This window comes from Nonomuraea sp. NPDC050663, from assembly GCF_044456985.1.
In the GTDB taxonomy this organism is placed as follows: domain Bacteria; phylum Actinomycetota; class Actinomycetes; order Streptosporangiales; family Streptosporangiaceae; genus Nonomuraea.
On record NZ_JBITGL010000002.1, the window covers coordinates 602,381 to 613,551 of the forward strand.

Genomic DNA, 11,171 nt, shown 5'->3' on the forward strand with positions numbered 1-11,171 from the left:
ACGGGTGCCCAGGATCGAGTCCACCGCCGCCCGGTTGGCCAAGCTCGGCTTCGCCGACGCAGCGCGGGCCGAACGCCTGCTCGCCGAAATCGGCGGGCTGCCCGGCCCGGTCATGGAGACGCTGACCGAGGTCGCCGACCCCGACCTGGCCCTGACCTCGCTGACCAGGATCGCCGAGCGCGCGCCCGAGGCGGCGGACATCGACGGGCGCCTGCTGCGCGTGCTGGGCGTGAGCGCCGCCCTGGGCGAGCACCTGGTCCGGCACCCGGACGACCTCGGCCGCCTCGCCCGCCCCCACGGCAACGCCAGGGACGAGCTGCTGGAGGCGGTCGGCGCCCGCGACGGACGAGCCACGGAACCGCAGGCCCTGGCCAGGCTCCGGGTGGCCTACCGCGGGCGCCTGCTGGCCCTGGCGGCCCGCGACCTGTCGGGCGAGGCCACCTTCGCCGAGGTCACCGCCGAGCTGTCCGACCTCGCCGCGGCCGCGCTGGAGGCCTCGCTGGCGATCGGCCGCGCCGAGACAGGCGCCGACGCCGTACGGCTGGCGGTCGTGGGCATGGGCAAGTGCGGCGCGAGGGAGCTCAACTACATCAGCGACGTCGACGTGATCTTCGTCGCCGAGCCGGTCGAGGGCGCCGACGAGGTCGAGGCGCTGCGCCAGGGCACCCGCCTGGCGCAGGCGATGATGCGCGCCTGCTCGGCCGTCACCGCCGAGGGCGCGCTGTGGGAGGTCGACGCCGGGCTTCGCCCCGAGGGCAACGCGGGACCTCTCGTGCGCACCCTCGCCAGCCACCTGGCCTACTACCGGCGCTGGGCCAAGACCTGGGAGTTCCAGGCGCTCCTCAAGGCCCGGCCCGTCGCCGGCGACCTGGAGCTGGGCGCCGCCTACGTCGAGGAGACGAGCGAGCTGGTGTGGTCGGCGGCGACCAGGGAGAACTTCGTCGAGGACGTGCAGGCGATGCGCCGCCGCGTCGAGGAACACGTCAAGCGCGAGGGCGAGCGGCAGCTCAAGCTCGGACCCGGCGGGCTGCGCGACATCGAGTTCGCGGTGCAGCTGCTCCAGCTCGTGCACGGGCGCCTGGACCCGTTGCTGCGCCGTCGCGGCACGCTGCCCGCGCTCAACGCGCTGTCCAGGGGCGGCTACATCGGCAGGGACGACGCCAAGGCCCTGGCCGAGGCCTACACCTACCTGCGCCGCATCGAGCACCTGCTGCAGCTCCACCGGCTGCGCCGTACGCACCTCGTGCCCGAGGGCGAGGCCGACCTGCGGCGGCTGGGCCGCGCGTTCGGGCAGTACACCGACCCGGTGGGGGAGTTCACCCGGCGCTGGAGGCAGCACGCCAGGGAGGCCCGCCGCCTGCACGAGAAGCTGTTCTACCGCCCCCTGCTCCAGGCCGTCGCCCGGCTGCCCGAATCGGAGGACCGGCTGTCGCCGACCGCCGCGGCGGCCCGGCTGCGCGCGCTGGGCTACGAGGACCCGCAGGGCGCGCTGCGCCACATCGCCGCCCTGGCCACCGGCGTGACCAGGCGCGCCGCCATCCAGCGCACCCTGCTGCCGGTCATGCTCGGCTGGTTCGCCGACACCCCTGACCCCGACGCCGGCCTGCTCGGCTTCCGCCAGGTCAGCGACAAGCTCGGCACCACCCCCTGGTACCTACGGCTGCTGCGCGACGACACCGCCGTCGCCGAACGTATGGCGCACGTTCTCGGCAGCAGCCGCTACGCCACCGGCCTGCTCCTGCACGCGCCCGAAGCGGTCGCGCTGCTCGGCTCCGGCGCCGAGCGGCGCGGACCCTCCGAGTGGGCGGCCGAGGCCGCCGCCGCCGTGAACCGCCACGAGGAGGCCGAGAGCGCGGTGGCCGCCGTCCGCTCGCTGCGCCGACGCGAACTGTTCCGTACGGCCGTGGCCGACCTCGGCGGCGAACTCGACATCGAACAGGTCGGCGTCACCCTCTCCGACCTCAACGACGTCACCCTCCAGGCCGCGCTCGACGCCGCCATCGCCAAGGTCTGCCTCGAACGCCACCGCCCGCCCCGCTTCGCCGTGATCGCCATGGGCCGGCTCGGCGGGATGGAGTGCTCCTACGCCAGCGACGCCGACGTGATGTTCGTGCACGCCGAGGGCGACGAGAGCGAGGCCGCCTTCGCGGTCGCCAACGAGCTGCGCCGCCTCCTGGCCCTGCCCGCGCCCGACCCGCCCCTGCTCATCGACCCCGACCTGCGGCCCGAAGGGCGCCAGGGCCCCCTGGTGCGCACTTTGGCCTCCTACCGGGCCTACTACGCGCGCTGGTCGTCGCCGTGGGAGTCGCAGGCGCTCCTGCGCGCCCGCTTCTGCGCGGGCGACGCCGCCCTCGGCGCGCACTTCGTCGCGATGGTCGACGAGCTGCGCTACCCGAAGGGCGGCCTGCCCGAGACGTCGGTGCGCGAGATCAGGCGGCTCAAGGCCCGCATGGAGGCCGAGCGGCTGCCCCGCGGCGCCGACCCCGCCCTTCACACCAAACTGGGCCGCGGCGGGCTGTCCGACGTGGAGTGGGTCGCCCAGCTCCTGCAGCTGCGGCACGCGGCTGAGCACGAAGGGCTGCGCACCACCAGAACTCTGCAGACCCTGCGCGCCGCCGTCGCCGCGGGGCTGCTCGACGCCGCCGACGAGGCGGTGCTGGCCGAGGCGTGGCGTTTCGCCTCCCGCATCCGCGACGCGATCATGCTCGTCAAGGGCAGGGCCGGCGACATGGTGCCCGCAGACGGCCGTGAGCGCCGCCTGATCGCCCGCACGCTCGGCTACCCGCCCGACGGGTCGGAGGACTTCCTCGACGACTACCGCCGCGTCACCCGTCGAGCCCGCCAGGTCGTGGAACGGGTCTTCTACGGCGACTGATCGGGCCGGGCGGGCTCGTTCACTGACGCGATTTCTGTCGGCTCGGGCCGATATCCTGCCCCATCATGAGCGCCTGGACCGACATCCGCGACCTCATCGACCGGCACGACGCCGACTCCGTCGCGGCCAGGGTCGCCACCCTCACCGCCGACGAGCGGCGGGAGGTCGCCAAGCAGTTACCCGGGAGGCTCAAGGAGCTGCGCCAGCTCCACGACAGCTGGCGCGGCGCGGGTGACCACGCCGAGGCGCTGCGCGCGGCGGGCGCCGGCACGATCGAGAGCGCCAGCTCCGTCGCCTCGTGGCTGACCAGGCGCGGGCTGATCGGCGCGAGGGAGCGGGTCGCCGACTCCGGCCGCCTGCTCGCCCTGGTACGCAGGCGCGACCCGGCCTGGCAGGTCACCCTCGCGCAGGAGCTGGCCGGCCGCCTGCGCGGCCGCGACTCCAGCTACGAGCTGGCCGCCGTGCTCATCCGCGACACCGGCATCGACCCGCCCGACGGCGACGGCTTCGTGACCGGATGGGTCGCCGCCTGTGCCCAGGAGCGCGACGTCGCCGCCGTGCTCGACGCCGATCCGCTGCTCGACGTGCTGCTGCCGCGCGTCTTCCGCGCGCAGGGCGTCGCCGAGATCCTGCAATGGGAGAACGACCCGGCCAACTCCATGAGCCTGCTCGGCGGGCTGTGCCGCCTGGTGGAGCGGGGGCGGCTCGACCGTCAGGCGCTGCTGGGGGAGTGCGTCGCGCGGTTCCTGCGCGGAGGCACCGCCCTGGAGCTGCGCTTCTTCGTCCGGCTGCACCACGCGTTGCAGCCCGCCTCGAACGAGGCGTTCCTGCCCGACTACCTGTGCCTGCTGCCCGTCGCGCCGGGGCCGGTCGTCGAACTGGCCCTGGAGCATCTGCGCGGCCACGACGGGCTGAGCGCCGCCGACCTGGGCCAGGCGTGGCAGGCATTGTTGTTCCGGCAGGAGAAGAAACTGGCCAGGGCCGCGCTCGGATGGCTCGACCGCTCGGCCCGCCTGTCGCCGTCGCACCGCGAGGAGGCGGCCGCGGCGCTCATGACCGCCTTCGCCCACCCGGCCTACGAGCTGCAGGACCGCGCGGTACGGCTGGCGCGCAGGCACGGCCTGGTGGAGGCGGTGTCGAGCGCGGCGCACGAGCTGCCGCCGGACCTGAGACGCGAGTTCACGGCGGCGATCACCGAGCTCGGGATCGACGGCGACGAAGAGAACGAATCGCCCCCGGCGGTCACGGCGCCCGGCGACGCGCCGCTCCATTCGCCCGCCGTCCTCCCCCCGATGCCGCCTCCCCTCACCACCCCCGGCGAGATCGTGGCCACGATCGAGCGCCTGACCGACCCCCGCGACCTGAACCCGATGCCCGAGGAGTGGTGGCTGCTTCCCCGCCGCGCCGACATCGACCCCGCCCTGGAGTGGCTCCTCGTCGAACACCTGATGGCCGCCCTCGTCGCCGTCGCCCGGTCCGGCGACGAGACCGCCCGCGCCGAGCTGGGGCGCGTCGGCCGCCTGGGCGGCGACTCCCCGCTGGCCTGGATCACCTCCGCCTGCCGCGACCTGGCGACCGGGCACGTGCCCGAGTTCGCGATGCCCTCGAGTGCCGTCGGCCTCGACCGGCTGATCATGCACCGGGTGGCCGAGCTGCGCAGGCGGCTCACCAGGCCCGGCCTGCCGCCCGTCCTGCTGGCCACGCCCACCCGGCCGAGCGGTCACGTCGACCCCGCCGTGCTGCTCACCCGCCTGGAGGCCACGGAGGCGGCGGGCGCCGAGCCCCTGCCCGCCGACCTGCAGCAGGCGCTGCTGCGCCTGCCGCTCCACATCGACCCCGCCGACGCGGAGCGGGCGGCCGGGCTCGGGAGCGAGGCGGGCCGCGTCGTCGCCGCGTGGATGGCGGGCGACGGGCTGCGGGCCGCGAGCACGGTCCGCTACATGAGCGACGGGCGCGAGCAGCTCGCGGACCCGTCGTCGCCGAGACGCCCCACCTTCACCCCGCCCGCACCCTGGGCCGACCTGGCCGCGGCACCGACAGGACTCGACCTGATCGACGGCCTGTTCCACGAGCCGCAGCGCCACGGCTACAGCCGCAGCAGGTTCGCGGCGTGGTGGGCGTGCGTGGCGCCGTCCCACCCGGAGGTGGTGGCCGCGCATCTGATGCCCGACTTCTTCTTCAACGGCGGCCTGGCCTCGCCCGGGGCGGTGGCGCTGCGCGGGCTGGCCGGCGCAGACGGCGGGCTCGGGCCGGCGTGCGCCGTCGTCCTGCTGGCGCAGCTCGGCCACGACGACCCCGAGGAGCGGGGTCCCGTGGCCGACGTGCTGCTCGCCCTGGCCGCCCGCGGCGTGCTGCCCGCCGCCGAACTGGGCGAACAGCTGGGCAGGCTGGTGTGGATCGAGAAGGTCACCCTCAGCAGGATCGTCCCGGTGCTGCAGGAGCTCGACAGGCTGGGCGCCGACCTCTGGCCGGTGGTGGCGGGGGCGCTGGCGTGGCTGATCCCGGACGAGGGGGAGCGCCCTGCCGCCGGACTGGCCGACCTGATCGCGCTGGGCGTGCGGGGCGCGCACCCTGACGCGGTCGCGGCGGTGCCGGGGCTGGCGGAGCTCGCGGCGCGCAAGGGATCGAGCCGCATGATCAAGGAGGCCCGCCGCCTGGTCGCGATGAGGTAGCACGACCAGGCGGGATCCGCCGCCCTCAGTCGACCGTCGCGCGGCGGATCCCGTCCGGCCAGGCCAGCGGGACTCCCAGCGCGCCGCTCAGCAACTCCTGGAACTCCCGCGGTTCCGCCCGCACCTCGGCCGGGGTCAGGCCCCGGTCGAGGCAGTGAACGGCGAGGGCCCCCGCTGCCTCGCCGATCGACCACTCCACCGGGTGCAGCCGGTAGGCGCCGTTGGAGATGTGCGTGGTGCCGATGTTCTTGTTCGCGGGCACGAAGTTGGCCACGTCCGGCGACACCAGCGCTCCCAGCGGGATCTGGAACGGATAGGACGCGATGTCCACGTACGTACGCCCGGACGTCGAGGGGTGCAGGTCGATGCGGTAGTAGCCGATGCCCACGCTGTCGTCGAAGATCGCGGACCCGGCGCCGGGTCCGCGCATGGCGTGTCCGACGTGCTCCTCGGTGACCGTGAACAGCGCCTTCATGCGTCGCGACTCCCGGATGTAGGCGGACTTGGCCAGCCCGTCGAGGGTGCCCAGCACGTCGCCGCGCAGCTGCAGCTCCGGGTAGCCCCTGCCGCCGTCGTGCCGCGGCGCCTCGGTCTGCATCCAGTGCACGAAGGAGAGCGTCAGGTCCCGCGCCCCCCGCAGCGCCGCCTGCCGGGTCTCGGCGTCGACGCCGAGCAGCGGCAGCTCCCAGTAGTCGGTCTGCGGCCAGTTGATCAGCGAGATGTCGGCGAACCCCGGCCGGTCCAGGAGCGCGCGCGACAGGATCCGGCGGTAGTGCCACAACCCCCGATCGTCGTGGACGGCCGCTTCGTCGGGGTCGCGCAGGAACAGCGGCCTGTCACGCTCCTCCAGGGTGATCGGGTGCACGTCGAGCCACGACAGCTGCGACCCCGGCCAGCGTTTGTCGACCGTGTCGCGCCAGTGCCGGTATCCGGCGGGCTCCTCGATCACATGCGACTCGCCCGCCCGGTACTCGACCGCGGCGCACCAGGTGATCGCCTGCTGGTCGAGGGGGTCGGCCCGCTCGGGCGCGTGCAGCTCGCCGGTCTGCGCGCGCGACTCCGCGCCCATGACGTACGGGATGCCGGCCAGCTCGAGCAGGTCGCCCAGTTCCGTGGCGTCCAGGATGAACCCTCCGCCGAGCCGTACGGTGGAGCCGTCGCGGCGCCGCACGGTCACCGAGGTCAGCCGGTCGCCGTCGCGGGCGGCGGCCACCGGCTCGTGCTCGCGCAGGATCAGCAGGCGCCTCTGCGCCACCCACGACGAGAGCATCTCGTCCAGGACGGCGGCGGCCACGCGCGGCTCGTGGCAGAGCGCGGAGACGAAGCCGCGGCCGGGGTTGAGCAGCGGGTCGCCGAGGGCCGACGGGATGAGCGGGTAGGCACGCCGGTAGTGCTCGCGGATGCCCTCGCGTAAGGCGCGGTAGCCGCGCGAGCCGTGCTGCTCGATCCACGGGTGCTCGTCGGGCGGCACGCCCTGGCTGGTGAGCTGGCCGCCGAGCCAGTCGGTGGCCTCGGTGAGGATGACGCTGCGGCCCAGGAGGAGCGCGGCGCGGGCGGCGGCGACCCCGCCGAGCCCGCCGCCCACGATGACGACGTCTGCAGAATGCTTGATCACGTTCATCCCTTGATCCCGCCCTCGGAGAGCCCGGCGATGAATCCCCGCTGGTTGACCAGGAAGACGATCATGACCGGGAGGCTGACCAGAATGGTCGCTGCCATGAGGGCGCCGTATTTGACGTTGCCGGTGGAGGCGAAGACGGTGATCGCCAGCTGCACCGTGGTGCTCCGCTCCGAGGTGGAGACCACCAGCGGCCACAGGAAGTCGTCCCACACCCCGGTGAAGGAGAAGACGGCCACCAGGGCCAGCAGCGGCCGCGCCAGCGGTAGGTAGACACTGAAGAAGATGCGCAGCTCGCCGGCGCCGTCCATGCGCGCCGCCTCGGCATAGCCGCGGTCGAGCCCCGAGAAGTACTGACGGGACAGGAAGATGTTCATGGTCCCCACGAGGTACGGCAGGAGCAGGCCGCCGAGCGAGTCGAGCAGCCCGCTCCCGCCCTGCCCGAGCACGTCGTTGCCGCCGCTCAGGGGGAAGTGCTTGGCCATCAGGAAGAGCGGGATGAGGGTGACCGAGACCGGGATGGCCGCGGTGGAGATCAGCGCGTAGAAGATCACCTTGCTGCCGCGGAACGGCAGGTGGGCGAAGGCGTAGCCGGCCAGGACCGGCACCACGCAGTTGGCCGCCACCGCGATGATCGTGACGATGGAGGAGTTGGCGAAAGCGCGGTCGAGGTCGGCTGCCTGGACGGCGGTTCCGAAGTTGTCCAGGGTGGGCCGGTCGGGCACGAAGCTGATCGGGTCGCCCTCGGGGGTGAGGGCCAGGCTGATCATCCACCAGAACGGCAGCAGCACCACGGCGGTCACCGCGGCCAGGACGAGCGCGCGCCTCATGACTTCCTTCCCCTGATGACCAGCACGGTGAAGCCGGCGATGAAGGCGAACAGCACGAACGCCATGGCCGAGGCGCTGCCCATCTCGTTGTACTGGAAGGCCTCGGTGTAGATCAGGTAGTTGACCGTGGTGGTGCTGCCGTACGGCCCGCCCTGGGTGAGCACGAAGATCTCCGGGAAGCCTTGGGCGAGGTAGATGACGTCCATCGCGACCACGTAGGTGAGGATCGGCCGGATGCCCGGCAGGGTGACATGGCGCAAGCGCGCCCACCGTCCGGCGCCGTCGACCTTGGCCGCCTCGTAGAGCTCACGCGGGACGGTGTGCAGCCCGGCCAGCAACAGCACCATGTTGCTCCCGAGGGCCTTCCACACGCGCATCGCCGACGCGGCGTTGAGCGCGGCGTCCTCGCTGACCAGCCAGCGCTGCTCGGGCAATCCGAACACCGCCAGCACGTCGTTGACCAGGCCCTGCTCGGAGTAGATCCACAACCAGATCATGCTGACGGCGGTCAGCGAGACGATGTGCGGGACGTACAGGGCGGTGCGGAAGAACCCGACGCCGCGGAAGGCCTTGCCGGCCAGCAGGGCCAGGCCGAGCGCGATGCCGATGGTGAAGGGCAGCACCTGGAGCACGTAGCGCCCGGTGACCAGCAGCGCCTGAGCGAACTCCGGGTCGTCGAGCAGGGCGGCGTAGTTGGCGAGGCCGACGAAGACGGCGCCCTCCCGGCTGAGCGGGCTGTAGCGGCTGAAGCTGAGCACCAGGCCATAGAGCACCGGGCCGAGCTGGAAGATTGCCACGTACAGCGCGGCCGGGAGGACGAACAGCAGGCCGAAGAGCCTGCGTCGGTCAGGAGCCCGTCGCAATGATCTTGTCCACGTCGGCGGTGGCCCGCTTCAGCGCCTCGGCGGCCGACAGCTTACCGTGCAGTGCCATCTCCAGGCTCTTGCCCATGGCGTCGCGCATGCGCACCCAGCCGGGCACGTTCGGGTTGGCGTGGTTGGCGGGCAGCGACTCGACGGCCTTGCGCAGCTCGGCGTTCTTGCTGACGTAGGGCGAGTCGACCGAGGAGGCGCGCACGGGCAGGGCGCCGAGCGCCTCGGCGTAGCTCAGGCTGGTGTCGGCGCCCATCATGTGGGCGATGAACTGCCAGGCCCTGTCCTTCTGCCTGCTGTCCTTGTTGATCATCAGCCCGTTGGCCGGACCGCCGAACGCCTTGGCGTCGTGTCCCGCGAAGCCGGGCGGCGCCATCAGACGCAGGTCGCGGTCGGGGGCGGCGGCCTGGTACTTGACGATGTCGCCGGCGTTCGACAACTGCATCGCGGCCGCGCCGGTGACGATCGGCTGCTCGGCGGGCGGCGAGTTCGCCCAGGTGCCCCCGAGGGTGTTGTCGACGGCGCCCGCGCCCTGGTAGAGCCCGGCGAAGAACTCCAGCGACGCCCGTGCCTCCGGGGTGTCGAGGTTGGCCTTCTTGCCGTCGGGGGAGAGGAACTCGCCGCCGTTGGACCACAGGAGCGTGCCGTACGACTGCTGGATGCCGATCGGGTTGCTGGGCAGCACCAGCCCCGCCTTGGCGATCGTGTCGCCCTCGCGTTCGGTCAGTTCCTCGGCGGCGGCCCTGACCTCCTCCCAGGTCTTGGGCGGCTCCTCCGGGTCGAGCCCGGCCGACTTGAAGTCGGCGCCGCTGTAGACGATCATGCGCAGCGTCATGATGAGCGGCACGATGTACTGCTTGCCGCCGACCTGGCCGCCGGGCAGCGCGGCGGCCAGGTCGGCGCGCCCTTCCAGCTTTGCCACGTAGGAGGTCAGGTCCTCGATGCGGTCGTTGGCCGCCAGGTCGGCGGTGGCGGCCACGCCGTGGCCGATCACGTCGGGGGCGGTGCCCGCGGCGAAGGCGGCGTTCAGCTTGGGCGAGAGCTCGGCCCAGTCGACGTAGGTGACCTCGACGTCGGCGCCGCTGGCCTTCTCGAAGGCGGGCACGATGCCCTCCTTGACCAGCTTCATCTCCGCCTCGCTGTTGCCGGGGAACCACACCGTCAGCGGGCCGGGCGTCTGCTGGTCGGAGGGGGTGGCGGAGGAGCAGGCGGCCAGGGCCAGGGCGAGCAGGCCCGCGGTGAACCCTGCGGTGAATAAGGTGCGCATGGGGGACCCCCTAGAAGATGCGGTTCAGCGTGGCGCCGGGTGCGAAGCCGCAGGGCAGCCGTTCGTGGTAATGCAGGTCCCGCCGGCCGTCGAGGACCTCGAGCAGCAGCTCGACGGCGCGGGCGCCCATGGCCCGCCGGGCGACGACCAGATGGGTCCAGTCGTGGGTGACCGGGGTGGACTCGTTGATGGAGTCGAGGCCGACGGCCGACAGCGTGCCGGGGATGTCGACGCCGAACGCGGCCACCTCCTCCAGGTGATCGGGGCTCTCGACCAGCAGCACGGTGGTCTCGCGGGCGAGCAGGCCGTCCATCCAGGCCCGGTCGAGCTCGCCGTGGCCGGCGAAACGCTCCCCGGTGACGGTGAGCCCGAGCGCGGCGCAGGCCGCGGCGAAGGACTCGCGGCGCTCCACGCGGGGCTCGGCCCGGTCGGCCAGGCCCAGGTAGGCGACGCGGCGGTGGCCGTGCTCGTGGAGCATGGCCACGAGACCCGCCATCGCCTGGGCGTAGTCGGCGGTGACGTACGGCATCAGCGCGGCGGCGCGCTCCCTGCGCCCGATGAAGACGAAGGGGAAGCCCTCGGCGGCGAGCCGCTCCAGCTCGTCGTCGTGCTGCTCGAAACCGAGGATGATCGCGCCGTCGGCGATGCGCAGCCGGTTCTGGCCGCCGCGGAAGACGCTGGGGTCGCCTGCCTGGTGCATGGAGGTGAACAACACCAGGTCCTGCCCCGAGCGAATGGCCTGCTGCTCGATGCCGATCATGAATTCGTCGTAGTAGGACTCGCGGCTGCCGGTCGGGAACAGCGGCTCGAAGGTGTGCACCCCGAGCAGGCCGTTGCGTCCGCCGCGCAGGGCCCGGGCGGTGACGTTGGGCACGTAGCCGAGCTCTTGGATGGCGTCGAGGATCTTCTGCTCGGTCTCCCTGTTGATGCCGAGCTCGGCGGTCTTGCCGTTGAGCACGAGCGAGACCGTGGTCTGGGAGACGCCCGCCAGTTTGGCGATGTCTCTCTGACGTGGTCTGCGTGTCACGGTTGGAGGC

7 protein-coding genes are annotated in these 11,171 nt (G+C 72.9%); 2 read left to right on the forward strand and 5 right to left on the reverse strand.

Features of this window, described 5'->3' with window-relative positions; all coding sequences use genetic code 11:
* Positions 1 to 4: 4 nt before the first annotated feature.
* Both ACIBH1_RS07535 and ACIBH1_RS07540 read left to right on the forward strand, forming a co-directional pair.
* Positions 5 to 2,875, forward strand: coding sequence for a bifunctional [glutamine synthetase] adenylyltransferase/[glutamine synthetase]-adenylyl-L-tyrosine phosphorylase (locus ACIBH1_RS07535; protein WP_397312758.1), 2,871 nt, complete (start codon positions 5 to 7; stop codon positions 2,873 to 2,875).
* 65 nt (positions 2,876 to 2,940) lie between these two features.
* Positions 2,941 to 5,547, forward strand: coding sequence for a DUF6493 family protein (locus tag ACIBH1_RS07540; RefSeq protein WP_397312759.1), 2,607 nt, complete (start codon positions 2,941 to 2,943; stop codon positions 5,545 to 5,547).
* Positions 5,548 to 5,572: 25 nt separating this feature from the next.
* Here ACIBH1_RS07540 and ACIBH1_RS07545 read toward each other — a convergent pair whose 3' ends face one another.
* The 5 genes from ACIBH1_RS07545 to ACIBH1_RS07565 are packed head-to-tail and all read right to left on the reverse strand — an operon-like array spanning position 5,573 to position 11,161.
* Positions 5,573 to 7,162 (reverse strand): FAD-dependent oxidoreductase, encoded by a 1,590-nt coding sequence (locus ACIBH1_RS07545; RefSeq protein WP_397312760.1) that lies wholly within the window; start codon positions 7,160 to 7,162, stop codon positions 5,573 to 5,575.
* Between the two features lie 2 nt (positions 7,163 to 7,164).
* Positions 7,165 to 7,995: a carbohydrate ABC transporter permease gene (locus ACIBH1_RS07550; RefSeq protein WP_397312761.1), complete on the reverse strand. Its 831-nt coding sequence runs from the start codon at positions 7,993 to 7,995 to the stop codon at positions 7,165 to 7,167.
* Positions 7,992 to 8,858, reverse strand: coding sequence for a carbohydrate ABC transporter permease (locus ACIBH1_RS07555; protein WP_397312762.1), 867 nt, complete (start codon positions 8,856 to 8,858; stop codon positions 7,992 to 7,994). Before ACIBH1_RS07555 ends, ACIBH1_RS07550 begins: the two co-directional genes overlap by 4 nt.
* Positions 8,842 to 10,134 (reverse strand): ABC transporter substrate-binding protein, encoded by a 1,293-nt coding sequence (locus tag ACIBH1_RS07560; protein ID WP_397312763.1) that lies wholly within the window; start codon positions 10,132 to 10,134, stop codon positions 8,842 to 8,844. Before ACIBH1_RS07560 ends, ACIBH1_RS07555 begins: the two co-directional genes overlap by 17 nt.
* Before the next feature lie 10 nt (positions 10,135 to 10,144).
* On the reverse strand, positions 10,145 to 11,161 hold the full coding sequence (locus ACIBH1_RS07565; RefSeq protein ID WP_397312764.1) for a LacI family DNA-binding transcriptional regulator: 1,017 nt from the start codon (positions 11,159 to 11,161) through the stop codon (positions 10,145 to 10,147).
* Positions 11,162 to 11,171 lie beyond the last annotated feature (10 nt).

What these genes read in the sequence shown, in the direction of transcription:
- ACIBH1_RS07540 (WP_397312759.1), top strand. Translation starts at nt 2,941, where the DNA reads ATGAGCGCCTGGACCGACATCCGCGACCTCATCGACCGGCACGACGCC.
- ACIBH1_RS07550 (WP_397312761.1), bottom strand. Translation starts at nt 7,995, where the DNA reads ATGAGGCGCGCGCTCGTCCTGGCCGCGGTGACCGCCGTGGTGCTGCTG.
- ACIBH1_RS07560 (WP_397312763.1), bottom strand. Translation starts at nt 10,134, where the DNA reads ATGCGCACCTTATTCACCGCAGGGTTCACCGCGGGCCTGCTCGCCCTG.